At 50.2% G+C, this 14,832-nt stretch carries 16 protein-coding genes; 5 read left to right on the top strand and 11 right to left on the bottom strand.

The annotated features are described in order from the left end of the window. Nucleotides 1-15: 15 nt before the first annotated feature. From O8C68_07910 to O8C68_07865, 10 genes are all read right to left on the bottom strand, one after another. Nucleotides 16-249, bottom strand: a complete 234-nt coding sequence (locus O8C68_07910; GenBank protein MCZ7395726.1) for an antitoxin family protein — start codon at nt 247-249, stop codon at nt 16-18. Nucleotides 250-333: 84 nt separating this feature from the next. Then, a complete protein-coding gene (gene trpA / locus O8C68_07905) occupies nt 334-1,134 on the bottom strand; it encodes a tryptophan synthase subunit alpha (protein ID MCZ7395725.1) in 801 nt (266 codons plus the stop codon). Beyond that, complete coding sequence (trpB, locus tag O8C68_07900; protein ID MCZ7395724.1) at nt 1,131-2,318, bottom strand: tryptophan synthase subunit beta; 1,188 nt, start codon at nt 2,316-2,318, stop codon at nt 1,131-1,133. Before trpB ends, trpA begins: the two co-directional genes overlap by 4 nt. A 31-nt stretch (nt 2,319-2,349) precedes the next feature. Beyond that, complete coding sequence (locus tag O8C68_07895; GenBank protein ID MCZ7395723.1) at nt 2,350-3,144, bottom strand: indole-3-glycerol-phosphate synthase; 795 nt, start codon at nt 3,142-3,144, stop codon at nt 2,350-2,352. Between the two features lie 67 nt (nt 3,145-3,211). Further along, complete coding sequence (locus tag O8C68_07890) at nt 3,212-3,814, bottom strand: cytochrome c3 family protein (protein ID MCZ7395722.1); 603 nt, start codon at nt 3,812-3,814, stop codon at nt 3,212-3,214. Further along, entirely contained in the window at nt 3,811-4,569 is a 759-nt protein-coding gene (locus O8C68_07885) for a formylmethanofuran dehydrogenase subunit C (protein ID MCZ7395721.1), read from the bottom strand. Before O8C68_07885 ends, O8C68_07890 begins: the two co-directional genes overlap by 4 nt. Further along, nucleotides 4,570-6,288, bottom strand: a complete 1,719-nt coding sequence (locus O8C68_07880; GenBank protein MCZ7395720.1) for a formylmethanofuran dehydrogenase subunit A — start codon at nt 6,286-6,288, stop codon at nt 4,570-4,572. It abuts the gene before it with no gap. A gap of 1 nt (nt 6,289) precedes the next feature. Next, a complete protein-coding gene (locus tag O8C68_07875) occupies nt 6,290-7,621 on the bottom strand; it encodes a formylmethanofuran dehydrogenase subunit B (protein MCZ7395719.1) in 1,332 nt (443 codons plus the stop codon). Next, on the bottom strand, nt 7,621-7,992 hold the full coding sequence (locus O8C68_07870; protein ID MCZ7395718.1) for a tRNA CCA-pyrophosphorylase: 372 nt from the start codon (nt 7,990-7,992) through the stop codon (nt 7,621-7,623). The genes O8C68_07875 and O8C68_07870 overlap by 1 nt, the downstream gene beginning before the upstream one ends. Before the next feature lie 90 nt (nt 7,993-8,082). Then, complete coding sequence (locus O8C68_07865) at nt 8,083-8,505, bottom strand: DUF356 domain-containing protein (protein ID MCZ7395717.1); 423 nt, start codon at nt 8,503-8,505, stop codon at nt 8,083-8,085. Nucleotides 8,506-8,631: 126 nt separating this feature from the next. On the opposite strand from O8C68_07865, the gene O8C68_07860 reads away from it, so the two are divergent. Then, nucleotides 8,632-10,806, top strand: a complete 2,175-nt coding sequence (locus tag O8C68_07860) for an ATP-dependent DNA helicase (GenBank protein ID MCZ7395716.1) — start codon at nt 8,632-8,634, stop codon at nt 10,804-10,806. Between the two features lie 33 nt (nt 10,807-10,839). Here the strand turns inward: O8C68_07860 and O8C68_07855 are convergent, their stop codons facing one another. Continuing rightward, nucleotides 10,840-11,049 (bottom strand): TRAM domain-containing protein, encoded by a 210-nt coding sequence (locus O8C68_07855; protein ID MCZ7395715.1) that lies wholly within the window; start codon nt 11,047-11,049, stop codon nt 10,840-10,842. A 209-nt stretch (nt 11,050-11,258) separates the two neighbouring features. Between O8C68_07855 and O8C68_07850 the strand changes: the two genes are divergently transcribed. The 4 genes from O8C68_07850 to O8C68_07835 form a co-directional block, all read left to right on the top strand. After that, the gene (locus O8C68_07850; GenBank protein MCZ7395714.1) at nt 11,259-12,227 is read left to right on the top strand and encodes a nucleotidyltransferase domain-containing protein; all 969 of its coding nucleotides are present in this window, start codon (nt 11,259-11,261) and stop codon (nt 12,225-12,227) included. Further along, on the top strand, nt 12,205-12,648 hold the full coding sequence (locus O8C68_07845; protein MCZ7395713.1) for a GatB/YqeY domain-containing protein: 444 nt from the start codon (nt 12,205-12,207) through the stop codon (nt 12,646-12,648). Before O8C68_07850 ends, O8C68_07845 begins: the two co-directional genes overlap by 23 nt. Nucleotides 12,649-13,078: 430 nt before the next feature. Continuing rightward, nucleotides 13,079-13,606, top strand: a complete 528-nt coding sequence (locus O8C68_07840; protein ID MCZ7395712.1) for a HEAT repeat domain-containing protein — start codon at nt 13,079-13,081, stop codon at nt 13,604-13,606. A gap of 388 nt (nt 13,607-13,994) precedes the next feature. Next, nucleotides 13,995-14,832: epoxide hydrolase (locus O8C68_07835; protein MCZ7395711.1), on the top strand; the 838-nt coding region annotated here is incomplete at its 3' end.

The raw sequence follows: 14,832 nt of genomic DNA, 5'->3' as shown, positions 1-14,832 counted from the left end.
TCTACGTAGCAAACCTTACTTGGCATTCTTTTTACCGCGCTTTGGAGTGCCGTACAGGTAATGGTTGTGTTCTACAGCAAGGTCGGATACTCCTGTTTCAACGGCTAAGAAGGCTAAGTCAAATGACGGGTCTTTTTCGGCAGGCTCCAACTCTTTTATTATAAGTTCCACTTCCTGACCGGGTTTTAAATCCAGTGGTTGTTTTAGGTGGAAGGTTTTTCCTTTGTAAATTGCGTGAACGGTTTGCATTGTGGTTTCCTCGTTGGTATCCGTTTTAATAGATACTATATCTGAATGTGTTATATAATATTTCCTGCCAAAAGTACCATAAACTCATCGAAGAAATTTACTCCCCCGCGCCGCCCTTATCCCTTCTTTCAACTCCCTCGCCAGCGCCTCAAGCCTCTCCGCAGCGTTATTGCCGCTCGCAATAATATCCACGAACGCTGAGCCCACAATCACCCCGTCAGCGCCGGCACGCATGATTTCGGCAGCTTGCTTGCCGTTTGAGATCCCAAATCCCACAGCCTTCGGCGTCGTGGTCTTCACCCTTTTAATCAACTCGCGCGTCGAGCCCGCAACATCAGCCCGCGCCCCTGTGACGCCGAGGCGCGCCACAAGATAGATAAAACCCGTCCCCTGCGCCAGAATCCGCTTCATCCTGGATTCCGTGGTCGTTGGAGCAACGAGGAAAATGAGATCAACACCGTGTTTCTTGCAGAAAGCCGCAAGCTCCCCCGATTCCTCTGCGGGAAGGTCGGGGACTATTATGCTAGATATACCCGAAGATACGCAGTCTTTTACGAATTTCTCAAGCCCTCTTCTGAATATGAGGTTATAGTAGGTCATCACCACAAGAGGTGTGTTTACGGAAAGTGAGCCGGCGGTCTCAAAATAAATATCAGGCGTCATCCCGCCGTTGAGCGCCCGCTCAAGCCCTGCCTGGATGGTGGGACCGTCAGCCACAGGGTCTGAGAAAGGAAGCCCAAGTTCCACAATATCGGCGCCGCCTCTTACAAGTGCCTCTACGTACTCTTTTGTTTTCTCTGGAGTCGGGTCTCCTGCGCAGATATAAGCGATCAAAGCCCCTTCTTTTTTCTTTTTCAATTCCCCGAATTTTTCACCAATCTTCATTGCTTAACACCCAGCACGGTCTCCAGGTCCTTGTCGCCTCTGCCTGAAATGTTTATCACCACAACGTCTCCCAGTTCTCCCGATGCTGCCGCCTTTTTCACATACGCTATCGCATGCGAGGACTCAAGGGCAGGTATTATGCCTTCAAGCCTGCACAGGTCGTGGAATGCCCCAAGTGCCTCGCTATCCATTGAATTTCTGGGTTTAATCCTTCCGATCTCCGCAAGGTAGGCAAGCTCTGGACCAACGCCCGCATAATCCAGCCCGGCTGCTATCGAGCTTGACTCCAGTATCTGCCCATACTTATTCTGAAGCACTTTGGTGCGCATGCCGTGGAGTATCCCTTCTTCGCCTGCGCACAGGGATGCTGAATGCAGCGCCTCCTTATCCGTGGTCTTCATTCCGCTTCCCCCTGCCTCGACTGCAAAAAGCAAAACGTCATCCTCTATGAAAGGGTAAAAAATTCCCATGGCATTGCTGCCTCCGCCCGTACATGCCACGATGGAATCCGGGAATCTTCCTTCCTTCTCCATTATCTGCGTGCGCACCTCTTTTCCTATGACGCTCTGGAAGTTGCGCACGATGGTTGGAAAAGGATGCGGACCCACGACAGAACCTATCATGTAATGCGTGGTCTCGACATTGGCGACCCAGTCACGCATTGCCTCGTTGATGGCGTCTTTCAAGGTCTTCGAGCCGCTTTTCACAGGTATTACTTTTGTGCCCATCAATTCCATCCTGTAAACGTTCATTCGCTGGCGCTGCGTATCCTTGGCGCCCATGTAAACCTCGGTTTTTATGCCGAAGGTTGCACCAGCCATTGCGCATGCGGTTCCATGCTGACCCGCACCAGTCTCAGCGATAATCCTTTTTTTCCCCATATATCTGGCAAGGAGCGCCTGCCCGAGCGTGTTGTTCAGTTTATGGGCTCCGCCGTGGATAAGGTCCTCGCGCTTTAAATAAATCTTGACACCGTACTCTTTGCTCAGTCGTCTGGCGTAATATAACGGCGAGGGGCGCCCTGCGAAATCCCTGAGATAATAATTCAATTCCTCATTGAAAACAGGGTCGTCCCTGTATTTTTCATATTGTTCCGCCAGCTCTTCAAGGGCTGGCATCAGTACTTCGGGCACGAACTGCCCGCCGTATCTGCCGAATTTTGCTGATTTGAGTTCCTGTTTCATAGTTTTATTCCCGACAGGTGGACATCTGCGTTCATCTGTGTTTATCTGCGGTTTTTATTTTTTCATCTGGACTGTTCAATGCGTGTACTAACTCGTATGTTTTATCGTAAATATTTCCCTGCATGATGGATGTTCCGATGAGAACAGCATCCACCCCTGCGTCTATCATTCGGACCGCTTCTTCAGGGGTGGATATTCCGCTTTCGCTGATAATTATCCTGTCGCTGATGAGCGGCGCCAGTTTTTCCGTAGTTGTTATGTCCACCTCTAATGTGTCCAGATCGCGGTTGTTTATCCCGATGATGCCGGTGTGCGTGGAAAGGGCACTTTCCACTTCCTTCTTGTTATGAACTTCTACCAGAGGCTCACGGCCGCAGGACATGGACTCGTCCACGAAGTCATTCAATTTATCACCAAGGATCCCTGCGATGAGCAGTATCAGATCGCTATCTGCTTCACAAATCTGTGCTTTATCGATGATGAAGTCTTTTCGCAGCACAGGAACGCTTACAGCCTGCCGCACCGAGACCAGGTTTTCGATGCTTCCCTTAAAAAATTGCGGTTCTGTGAGCACGGAAATAGCGGAAGCACCGCCAGCTTCCATTTCTCTTGCGATTTGCGCCGCATCCTTTGGGGTTACGTTTCTGATAAATTGTGCAGGCGAGGAGGGTTTTACCTCTGCGATCACAGGAATCAGGTTTTGTTGTTTTCTGGCTTTTATGATGTCGTGGAAATTCCTCGAGGCTATAACCTTTTTTTCCTCATTTCTAAGAGGCAGAATCCTCTTTCTTGTTAATCTGAGTATTTCATTGATTGTCGGGTGCATAAATTATCTTACTGTACATTTTAGTACTCTGATGTACAATTATGTTCATTGAATATAAATTTTGCGGTTACTGCAATGTCTTCAGAAGTGTGTTGAAATGGGTGAGCCTTGTTTCCCACCTTGTATCGTTCTTGATTTCATTATGGCACTTAAAACACGATTCGAAGGAGTCTAAATGGCAGCTGATGCAATCCACATTTCTTGGACGGTGTATTACTATAAGATTGTCATTACTCGGTTTTAGCGGGTCTGGAAAATCATGACACTCTGCACATACTATGGTACCATTTCTAAATTCAGGAACCTTCGGGCTTGTAGGTCCATGGCATCGCTCGCATGTAACATTTTTGTTGATAGGATGGATATTGTGGTCGATTTTATGGCACTTAAGGCAATAGGCGCCCCCATCCACATGCTGTTTTACCTCGTATGCCTGTGGAATGTATTTCTTTCCTGAAAGATGGCAGCCTTCGCATATATTCTGTCCAGCCGAGATCAGAGCGGTGAAATTCGAGGTTTGTATATCTTTTGTCTGCGTTCCAGCTGAAGATGATTCAACTTTTGATTCTTCGAGGGAAGATCTATTAGGCGAATAAATAGAGAAAAATATGCCGATTACAAGCCCGATTACCACTAAAACAATTAAATAAATAACCGTTTCAGCTTTCATTCCTTCACATACAGCATGCCTTTTCCATTTACTATTACGTCGCCCACGTATTTCCTGTACATAACTCCGTCCAAAGCTTCCGTTCCTTCAAGCTTGAACACAGGCATCATTTCCTCCACCCTGCCGGCAATTATTGTGCCTTTTGCCATCTCGCTTCCCGGTCGGGAGGTGCTGCCCTCGATTACGATTTTTCCCCCGTTGTTGCTCAATCCCGGGAGTATTCCTGCATTACCTTTCACAACAATTTCACCCCCGCACATATGTTCCCCAAGAAAGTCAAGGGCATTTCCTGAAACCGTGATTTTGCCTCCGCGCATACCGCACGTCTCGCCCCGGTATCCTGCTCCGAGGTAGTAGCCTGCATTTCCTTCGATTATGATTTCCCCGCCTTTCATCTCCCTGCCAGCCCATGAGTCTGCATTTCCCGCCACTGATATTTTACCGCCGCTCATCTTCGAGCCAAGATGCATATCAACATTGCCTTTGATCGTGACGAGACCCGCTGTCATACCTTCTCCGATTCTTTTGACGCGCGAGAAGTCACCTTCCATAATTATTTTTGTATCTGCTGCCGCTCCTGTTCCATTCACATTAACCGAGAACAGCTCTCCGAGCGTGGTTTTATGATTTCCCATCCAGGCTTCCAGGGATTGTATCTCTTTTTCCGTCCTGCCTGCGAACTTGTCAGGAGAAATGTTCTCAGCCTCGACTGAAATCTTAAATTCCGCCTTCGGCTTTAAAAAAACTTCCTGCATTCACTCCACCTCCGCCATCACAGGGGCGACACCAGCCCTGACCACTCTCGGATGCGTGACATATGCATCCTGTACCATATAATTTGCAAGTTGTATGGAGTAGTAATTTCGGAATTTCATTTCCATATCCTTCATAACTTCATTCATGTACTGCTCAGGCACAGAGGCATTTACCCAGAAAGTCCTGCCCATGGGTGTAGCCACAACCTGCCCATCTTTCACCACAACCTCACCGCCCTTGAGCGTATAGGCTGCTGATGAGAAAGCGCTCTTTATCCTTGCGTGCTCCACTGACGGGTCTATCTGGTCGGGTAAAATGTCGTATATGGAAACATCTGCGTCCGCGCCAACTCCGAGATGCCCTTTTGATTCAAGAAGCCCGAGCACTTTTGCCGGACCTCCCCTTGTCATTATCGCTATGTCGTTGAAGTCAAGCTCCCGCGTAATCCCGGGTATTTTTGTCCTTTTATGAACCGCCTCGTGAAGGGTCTTTATTTCTTCCTGCCGTTTCTTATTGCTCATGAGAAGGGCTATGACCTCGGGATAGTTCACGAATGGTCCGCCGTTTGGATGGTCAGTGGTTAATAAGACCTTATACGGGTCTTTCGTGAGCAGCGCAAGTTCAAGCCCTATCGCCCACATGATGGCATGAATGGAGATTTGCCTGGCATAAAAGATGGGAACAACACCCGAGGCGTCCTCAAGCTCTACATCGCCGTTGCCCCACTTGGCATGCAGCAATTTTGCATTGGCATACTGCACAGGACCGTCGGCAGTCATGGTCGTTGCGCTGCCGAAGATAAGCTGACCCATATCGGTTGTCACGTTCTCACTGTTATTGAGGTAATTCGCAATCTCATCTGCTTTGGATTCAAAGTCGCCCCAATTCGTTCCGCCCCATGCATTGAATGTGAGATGCGTGACGTGCAGCACCTGCCTTTCCTTGCTGGGCTTGACCTGCTTCGCCAGTTCCATGCTCGCAAGCGTGGTCTTATAATTGCCCGGCTTTCCCAGATTGTTGCAGTGAAGGTGCACGGAATGCGGCAGCCCCAGCATCTCGTTGGCTTTCATCAACGACACGATTATCTGTGCTGGCGTGACGTCAAAATTCGGGACTACATCATCAAGGCTTGTGACGTTCTTTCCAAAGCCCCACATCTCTCCTCCGCCTGGATTCACAACCTTTACACCGAAGCCTCTGGAGGCAAGCAGTCCCCATGCCACATATGCTGCAAGTTTGTCAAGGTTCTTCTCGCGAACGTAATCCATTGTAGGCCAGTTGCTCCCGAACAGCGTGAGCGCGCCTTTGTCTATTATGGGGATCTCCTCCAGCTCCTCATGGGTATGGCGCGCCTTCATGATTGCCTGCGCAGCCTCGAAAACCGTGGTATAGCCCATCTGAGCATAGCGGTATCCCATGGCATAGACATTCGGAACTGTATATCCCGAATATACCCTGGTTACTTTTGTTCTGGGTTTTAATCCTATTCGTGAATCCTCGGGGCGCATCAGCCTGCCCAGATTCACTTTTGCGCCTGCTATATGAGAGTGGGCATCAACACCCCCGGGCATGACAAGCCTTCCGCCCGCATCGATTACTGAAGCACTGCTGCTCACTTTTTCCACGATTTTCCCGTCTTTAATTGAGATATCGGTCTTGTCGCCTGCAATACCATTAATCGGGTCGTAAACAGCACCGTTCTTTATTAGAAGTTCCATGTCACTCACCCCGCAGCTCTCTTACACGCTGGGTTATTCTTTCCAGCACCTCTTCATCTGTCATATGCGTTGGTTCTATCATCTTTCGAAGGCGCAAGGAAACGCCGTCCATCCTGTACGCTGTTCCTTCCACTTCAATACCGCAGATGGCTGTGGGTATAACCACATTGGCTATCTCTGTTGTGGCGCTCCAGTGGGGGTCGATCTGAACTAAAGGTACCTTTGCAAGCTGGCGCACCGAATTTGCAGGGAAATGCGCAGCAGCGTCGGCAGCTATAATCATCGCGGCATCCACTTCATTCCTGTAAAGCACGTCATTGGCTGCTGTCTCGCCTGGATTATAATAGGGTATCCCGCGCGAAAAATCCACTGCCGTTGTGAAACCCGTTTCCCATGTGCACACCTGGTTGAAACCCGTCACGTTGTAGTGCCCGCGCATGGGCATGATTACATATTTTGTAAACGAGTTCAATTCAAAGGTCAGCGAAACGGCATTGTCGATGTTCTTATACCTGGATTTGCTCTGGGTGAGTCCCATGCCGAAAAATATCGCACCGAAATTGGCTGTCTTTAATGTCTCCACAACCTTTACAAGTGAAGCCTTCGAAACGCCGCCCACAGTCTCAGGCACGACATCAGCATGTCCTGAAAGTATGGCGCGCAGCGCCGATAGAACCAGATAATCACTGCCCTGCTGTACTTCCACATATTCATCAGCCATTTTTGCAGTGTCGGTCTTCCGTACATCCACTACGATAATCTTGCGTCCCTTTCTTCCCTTTTCCGAAAAAAATCCCCGTGCAAAAGTCGAATAACGTCCCATGTGCCTTGGATGTGCCTGCACAGGATTGCAGCCCCAGAACACGATAACATCAGCGCGGTTCTTTATCTGTCCCAGTGTGGCAGACGGGGCGCCCTTTTCATGGGTCGCAAGCCCTGTTGGACCGTGGCATACAGATGCTGTATTGTCTACTATCGCACCAAGTTCTTCGGCTAAAAGGAGGCCTTTTTTATGGACTTCGCATGATGCAGAAGCCCAGCCGTACAGAAGAGGTCTCTTTGATTTGGCAAGTATCCCTGCCGCTTCGTTGATGGCTTCATCATAGGATACTTCCCTGAAATTCGCATTTTTATCTGCTCTGGTCATGGGTTCTTTTATGGTGTGGTGCGTCTCTATGTTTGTCCCGCCAAGCCTGCAGTGCCCCAGTATTTTTGCAGAGCCCAGCATGCAGGCATGTTTTGCTTCAATTATCTTGTTATCCTCTACAACCACTGTGATGTCATCGCACAGACAGCCGCAAAAAGGGCAGAGCGCGTCGGTTATTACTTTCATTACTTATACCTCGCCATCAGTTCTTTCAATAACAGTACTTTATCCTCCGTAGCTTCGATTTCAGCAGGGATTCCTTTGAATCCTGGCATCCCGCAGCCTTTGGTGTCGGGGTCGACAACAGCATTTGCCCATGGGCCCATCGGGATGAATGCGATGCTGTCCGGATTGGCGTCGTTCTCTTTTAACTTCACAATCACTTCCCCGTATTCCGTTTTAACCCTCACATACTTTGGTTTACCCAAGAGCTCTATATCCTTTGAATTCAATTCACAGGAAGCGGTTGCTTCCATATAATCAGAAGAGGTCTTGTTTTCAAGATTTACTCCCTGGCTGATTGTTCTTCCTGTTATCAAGGTTACTTTTAATGTCATGGTCTCTTCTTTTTACTTCCATGTTTAAAAAGTATGTGATTTTGTTCGATTCACAAAACCGGAAAAACGTAAAAACTAAAACGAGCCAGGTTAAACCTGGGCTTCGGCTGCCTGCAGAACCTGCTCAGGCTCAGCCCAGGGCTCAAGCATCAGGTCTATCTCAGGCAATATGTCCACATAGTTAACCAGTTCGTGGTATATTTCATGCCTTGGGCTTACGATAATCACATGGGCAGGCGGATGGATTTTCCTAAGCCTCCCGATTGCAATGCTTGCCTGATCCTCAAGCGGCACTATGGCCGCAGCCGAACAGCTTGCCCTGAGCGGGCTTTTCATTATGTGTACGAGAATATTATCTGCAAAAGTGGGTTCCAGTTTTCTTGCACTATCTGCAAAAGTCATATGTCCGTATCTCACCAGATCGCAGAGAGCTATTTTAACTTTTGATACGTCATCAGCTCTCACCACAGCCATTGAATTCATAGTTTCCCCCTGTTTTTTAGCACTATCCATTTTTAAATTAAAAAGTAGTAACACCAATATATATAGTGGTGCTAATTTAGTACTACTTAATTAGTACTGGAGTGCTCGAATAACCTATCGTACTGTTTATATCATGCCTGCATCGTATAGTTGCTGATGAAAAAGGACTACCTGCACTACTTTCCGAAGAGCTCATACTATCCAAACCAACTGGAAGCGATGGATGCCATACACGAGGCTTTAATAAAGAAACAGGTCGCATTGTTTGAAGGAGCGTGCGGTACAGGGAAGACGCTGAGCGCGCTTACACCAGCCCTTCATATTGCGAAAACAGAGAAAAAGACCGTGGTTATCGCCACCAACGTCCACCAGCAGATGGCTCAGTTCATAGAAGAGGCAAGGGAAATAAAAAAACAAACCGATATTAAAGTGATAGTGCTCAAAGGTAAAATGCTGATGTGCCCGAAGCCGAATATGGATTACGACACATGCAGTTTGCTTCGGGATAATACGTATAAACTGATCGAGCAGGAGAAAGACTTCGGGCAATTGAAAACCGAAATAAAATCCGTCAAGGACAAACTGAAGCGAGTCAAAGATTCGGGGTTAATCGAACTTCAAAGGGAACTCAGTATTGAGTTCGATAAAGAAGAGCGGCATCTCCATGAGCAGAGGAAAAATTCATGCGATATGCTGCTTGAACTGCTAAAGGGCGACAATGAAGAGTTCCGTACATGGCTTTTTTCCGGTGTGCGCACTCCGGAAGAAGTCGCTGAGTGGGCATTATCACATAAAGCTTGCGGGTACGAATTACTTAAAAGGTTTATGAAAGAAGCCGACCTTTTGATATGCAATTATCATCATTTTCTTGATGAGGATATCCGCACCAATGTGCTGGGGTGGATGGATAAAAGCCTGGCGGATATTATTGCAATTTTTGATGAAGCCCATAATATTGAATCCGCAGCGCGCTCTCATTCGTCCATGAAACTTTCAGAACTTACCATAAACAGGGCGCTCGATGAGGTTGAAGCGAACAGGGACACTCTCCCCTCGCAGGAAGTTGAAACGTTTTTGCGCGTCTTTCTTGATACCCTGAAATCGACATATAACTACATCCTCGATAAGAAATTCGGTGAACGGGAAAGGATTGGCAAGGAGTGGCACGACCTTCGAATATCAGACCCAGAAGAAAGGATGGATATGTTCAGGGCTCGACTTCTGCGGGCATTGGACGGAGCAGGGATTAAGAAAACCGAGGAGACAATAGAACATATACGGAGTTTCGGGGCGACTATTGATGCGTTTTACGAGAAGCAATTCATGGAAGGAAAAAGCCCCGTCAAAAAAATATCCAGCAGCCTTGCTACAGCAGGTTTCCTTTCGAATTACTTTAAATTTTCAAACGATATGGGATATTACCCTGTTCTGGGTGTGCGGCGCCTGAACAATGAAATTTACGGACGGCTTGAATTATTCACCTGCATCCCAAAAAACGTAACTGCGCCGCTATTTAATTCTCTCCATGCAGCAGTATTAATGTCAGCCACGCTTGCGCCGTTTGCGACCATCAAGACCACTCTTGGCATAGCGCGCGAAACCAGTGAACTGGCGTTTGGTCTGTGCTTTCCAAGAGAAAGACGACAGACCATTGCAGTCTCGGTTCCGCCTCTTTTTGCCAAGGACAGGGATATGCCACAGACAAAGGAGCTTGTCACCAAAGTTCTGGGCGATATAATTGAGCAGTCGGATGGCAATGTGCTCATATTTTTTCCGAGCTTCAATGAGGCTCTGCTGTACAAAAGCAGGCTTAAATGCAGTGTTCCCGTTTTCCTCGACGAGGTTGGCGTTTCGGCGCAGACCATCAGGGATGAGTTCTTCAGGATAGGGGAAAATGGCAAAAAGGCTGTGCTCATATCATATATGTGGGGAACCCTCACCGAAGGTGTGGACTATAAGAATGGAAGGGGGAGAACCGTGGTTATCGTGGGCGTGGGATATCCGGCTTTGAGCGATAGGACGAGGGCAATCGAGGCTGCGTACGAGGCAGAGTTCGGGCACGGCTGGGATTATGCGATTGAGATCCCCACAATTAGAAAAGTACGGCAGGCGCTCGGCAGGGTGGTGCGTTCACCTCAGGACTTTGGTGTCAGAGTGCTGCTTGACGGGCGATACACCTCTTCATCGGCTAAGAAACTGGGGAAATATTCCGTATTCAATATCTTTCCGGAAACAGAACGGGAAGAGATAATCGATGTCAAGCCCGAAAACGTGAAGTATTCTCTTATGAATTTTTTTAATGATATCAAGAAAAATAATGCAAAAAATTAATAATTAAGATAGAAAAATAAGAAAAATAATTGTTTAGGCTTCTACTTTCTCGGCGATTGCGAATTTCCGCATTACTTTGTTTACCTTGATCTTGACCTTATCGCCTACTTTTGTTGCAGGCACAAAGATAACAAAGCCCTCTATCCTGGCGATACCGTCGCCTTCTTTTGCTAGGTCGTCTATCGATACATCATACGTTTCCCCGGCTTTTACCGGAGCAATTCTTTCCTGAAATTCTTTCACTATTACACATCCTTAACGTTCGATTATCATCTGTCGGGGCAAACATAACTGCAGAAATAGTCAAACCTTTACTGCTGTAAATGCCGCTTAAAACAGCTTTAATCTTGTTTGATAATTATCCTTACGATATATAAAACTTTGCTAAAATTAAATAAAATCAGATGCGATATGCGTACTCTTTATATAAATCCGATTCCGTAGAGTAATCGATGCCAAGAACCCGCCTCCGGGATTTTATAATTACACACGATGACTGGATATTTGCAGTGGCAGACTACTGCCATGAAAAGGGAGTACGCTCGATTCTCAGGTACGTGCCTGATGCCATGGGTGAAAGGGGGAAACATAAAAAATACCGCAAACTGGATTTTGATGCTGCATTTGAGTTTATGAAAGCAGCGCGCCCTGAATGGGTGAGCGACGTCCATATAGTTCCGTGGGATTGTGTCAGGCAGGTACTTGCGCCCAGCAGTGGGCTGGCGCTGGTGGCAGCGGAAAACAGCAAAGTCAGGGCTATTGTGAGCACACTTAGCTCTATCCCGCCTGATAAAATGGGAGTTACGGGGTCGCTTCTTGCAGGTCTGGAAAACGAGTCGTCGGACATTGATTTCATTGTGTATGGACGTTCATGGTTCAAAGCCAGGGATATTATTGCGCGTGCAAAGAAGGAAAAAAATCCCATAGCAGAGATAAGCGACCAGATGTGGCATGAAATCTATAAGAAACGCAAGCCTGAGCTATCTTTCGATGAATTCCTGACTCATGAAAAGAGGAAGGGGAACAGGGGCATGGTGGGAGAAACATATTTTGACCTCCTGTACGTGCGGGACTGGGAGGAGATTGCCCCATGTCTTCGTGGAGTTGATGCCGGCGCCCGGACAATCGAGGCAGTTGTGACAAACGCGGATTTTTCATTCGACAGCCCAGCAATTTATAAAATCCGGCATCCTGATATAAGCTACGTGCTTTCCTATACCCATACTTACGTGGGGTCGCGGCCGCTCCGGGCGCCGCCGAAGCCGCGGCGCCGGCGAAGAAAAAGTAGCCGGACGCCGAAACAGCCGCCGGTACTCATACTAGGACGGCGGCGGACTCCGGCTCGCGAATTCGCGGGCCGCGTCGCGCTGCAATCATCGCGAAACAGAAATCCAAATTGTGAAACAAAAAATACAGGATGATTTGAAGGCCGCGATGAAAAGCGGCGACAAGCTGCGCACGATGACGCTGCGCGGAGTGATGACGGAGATTTCGAGGCTCGAAAAAGCCGAGAAGCGGGCGCCCAACACCGAAGCGACCACGGACGAGATTCTGCAAATCTTCAAACGCGAACGGGCCAAGCGCGAAGAGTCGCTGGAGTTCGCGCGCAAGGCGGCGCGCGTCGATTTGATCGAGCAGAATGAGATCGAAGCGAGGATTCTCGAGTCGTATTTGCCCGCGACGGCATCGCCCGATCAAGTGCGTGCCGAAATTGCGGCGGCGATGGCGGGTGGCGCGTCTCAGATGGGCGCTATCATGAAGGCCCTGCGCGAAAAGTTCGGCGCCAGCCTGGACGGCAAGACAGCCAGCGAACTCGCGAAGGAAGCGCTCGCGAAGAAATAGCCCGCCGCGCGAACTTTGATTTCACATGTTGACTGCATATCGCGCGGTACTATGATCGGTATGCCGACCGTGCCGCGAGGGAAGACGTGGCGCCCTAAAAAAGCGTCACGCCGACGTCCGACACGGCGGCATCACCGCTTGCGCTCGAAGTCCATTGATAATTGCGCGTAGGCGCAGTGTTGACACTGAGCGTCGGGTCGATATGATCGACGTGCCGACCGTGCCGCGAGGGAAGACGGCCGCCCTAAACCAGCGGTCGCTGACGTCCGACACGGCGGCGTAAACATATCCGGGCCTTGCTGCCGACAGATTCGGCGCATCGCCCGAGCGAAGACGGGGACACCCCGTGTTCGTCAGACCGAATATCCGGTCAGGCAAACACGGGGTTAATTCGTTTGCGGGCGCGGGATTTGGCGGCTGGAGGAAAAAAATGGCAGAGCAAAAACAGAATATTTCGCGATACGTCGAACAGCTTGCCAACCGCGAGACGCTGAATGCCGCGTGGGCCGAGTTGCAGAAAGCTGGCGACGATGCGCTGCCGCACATCCGCGCCGGCCTGTCGCATTCCGAGTGGCGTGTCAGACAGTGGTGCGCGATGTTTCTCGACCACAATTGGGACGTCGAATCGCTTCAGCGCCTGGTGCTGACGCTGCACGATCCGAAGCTGAAGGTTCGCAAGGCGGCGGTGCATTCGCTCGGCTGCGACCGATGCAAGAACGGTGAGAATCCGATCGACGCGGTGCCGTTGCTTGCCGAAAGGCTGCGCGAGGACAAGAGCATCAAGGTGCGCCGTACCGCGGCGCTGACGCTGGCGATTCAAAAGCCGCAGCGGCGCATCGCCAAGATATTCCGCTGCATCCTGCGCGACGAGACCGATCCGAAGCTGCGGACGTGGGCGACTTGGGGGCTCAAGCGCTACGCGGAGTCGCAGACCGCGGCGGCTGCCGAGCAACCATAGGCGATCGATCGTATGCGGGGCTCGCGGCACTTTTGATTTCCCTCGACTCCGCGTTCGCTACGCCTCGGATAGTGCCACGCGGTTGCGCTTGGAGGGGATTCGCGTCCTCGCGCCTTAACTTCCTAACAGGGCGTAGCCCGCATCTTTCCGAAAGCACCCTCACCCTAGGCGCGGACGTCGTTCCCTCTCCCGCAAGCGGGCGAGGGTAACAAGGTACACAGGAGACGTAGAGGGTGCAGGGCAGTGCCCTGCCGGGGGTGCGGGGCGCGAGCCCCGCATACAATTGCGCGCGGGTGCTCCAGCGCGGGAAATCGGGTTGACGAAATCACACGATTCCTTGTAGCACTTTGAGCGTAATCCCGAGACCAAAATCCGAGGTCCAGCTAATATGGCAGATGGAAAGGCGGTTCCGTTTCGTATCGAAGTGCCCGACGCGGTGATTGCCGACGTCAGGGAGCGGCTGGCGCGGACGCGGTTTCCCGACGAGGTGCCCGATACTGGGTGGGAGTATGGGGCCAATCTCGCCTACGTAAAGGAACTGGTTGAGTACTGGAGGACAAAATACGACTGGCGCGCCAACGAGCGTGAGATCAACCGCTTCGCGCACTTCAAGGCAAGTGTCGACGGGCTGGGCGTTCATTTCATCCACGAGAAAGGCAAGGGACCGAATCCCAAGCCGCTGCTGCTGATTCACGGATGGCCAGGATCGATTTACGAGTTCATGAAGATTATCCCGATGCTCACCGATCCGGCGGCGCACGGCGGCGACGCGAAAGATTCGTTCACCGTGATCGCGCCGTCGCTTCCGGGCTATGGATTTTCAGATCACGCGCGTGCCCGTGCGATGAATATCCAGGCGATGGCCGATATTTTTCACAAGCTGATGACGCAGGTGCTCGGCTACAATCGTTATGCGGTGCAGGGCGGGGACTGGGGCGCGGCGATAACGTCGCGAATCGGCGAGGTGCACGCCGCGAGCGTGTACGGGATTCATCTCAACATGATTGCGGTGGGCCCGGCCGAGGGCCGCAATGCTCCCGAGCTAACGCCAGAAGAGAAAGTTTTCCTGGCTGACTTGGAAAAATTCCGCACCCATGAGACCGGCTACCAGTGGATTCAGGGCACCAAGCCGCAGACGCTGGCATACGGATTGAACGACTCGCCGGCCGGACTGTGTGCGTGGATCGTCGAGAAGTTCCGCACCTGGAGCGATTGCGGCGGCGATG

The organism is Candidatus Methanoperedens sp. (assembly GCA_027460525.1).
Classification (GTDB): Archaea; Halobacteriota; Methanosarcinia; order Methanosarcinales; family Methanoperedenaceae; genus Methanoperedens.
Note: the sequence above shows the minus strand (reverse complement) of the source record. Positions and strands in the feature narration are given on the sequence as shown.

Excerpts from the sequence above, each read along its gene's own strand:
- O8C68_07910 (MCZ7395726.1), bottom strand. The coding sequence starts at position 249 with ATGCAAACCGTTCACGCAATTTACAAAGGAAAAACCTTCCACCTAAAA.
- trpA (MCZ7395725.1), bottom strand. The coding sequence starts at position 1,134 with ATGAAGATTGGTGAAAAATTCGGGGAATTGAAAAAGAAAAAAGAAGGG.
- trpB (MCZ7395724.1), bottom strand. The coding sequence starts at position 2,318 with ATGAAACAGGAACTCAAATCAGCAAAATTCGGCAGATACGGCGGGCAG.
- O8C68_07895 (MCZ7395723.1), bottom strand. The coding sequence starts at position 3,144 with ATGCACCCGACAATCAATGAAATACTCAGATTAACAAGAAAGAGGATT.
- O8C68_07890 (MCZ7395722.1), bottom strand. The coding sequence starts at position 3,814 with ATGAAAGCTGAAACGGTTATTTATTTAATTGTTTTAGTGGTAATCGGG.
- O8C68_07885 (MCZ7395721.1), bottom strand. The coding sequence starts at position 4,569 with ATGCAGGAAGTTTTTTTAAAGCCGAAGGCGGAATTTAAGATTTCAGTC.
- O8C68_07880 (MCZ7395720.1), bottom strand. The coding sequence starts at position 6,288 with ATGGAACTTCTAATAAAGAACGGTGCTGTTTACGACCCGATTAATGGT.
- O8C68_07875 (MCZ7395719.1), bottom strand. The coding sequence starts at position 7,621 with ATGAAAGTAATAACCGACGCGCTCTGCCCTTTTTGCGGCTGTCTGTGC.
- O8C68_07870 (MCZ7395718.1), bottom strand. The coding sequence starts at position 7,992 with ATGACATTAAAAGTAACCTTGATAACAGGAAGAACAATCAGCCAGGGA.
- O8C68_07865 (MCZ7395717.1), bottom strand. The coding sequence starts at position 8,505 with ATGGATAGTGCTAAAAAACAGGGGGAAACTATGAATTCAATGGCTGTG.
- O8C68_07860 (MCZ7395716.1), top strand. The coding sequence starts at position 8,632 with ATGAAAAAGGACTACCTGCACTACTTTCCGAAGAGCTCATACTATCCA.
- O8C68_07850 (MCZ7395714.1), top strand. The coding sequence starts at position 11,259 with ATGCCAAGAACCCGCCTCCGGGATTTTATAATTACACACGATGACTGG.
- O8C68_07840 (MCZ7395712.1), top strand. The coding sequence starts at position 13,079 with ATGGCAGAGCAAAAACAGAATATTTCGCGATACGTCGAACAGCTTGCC.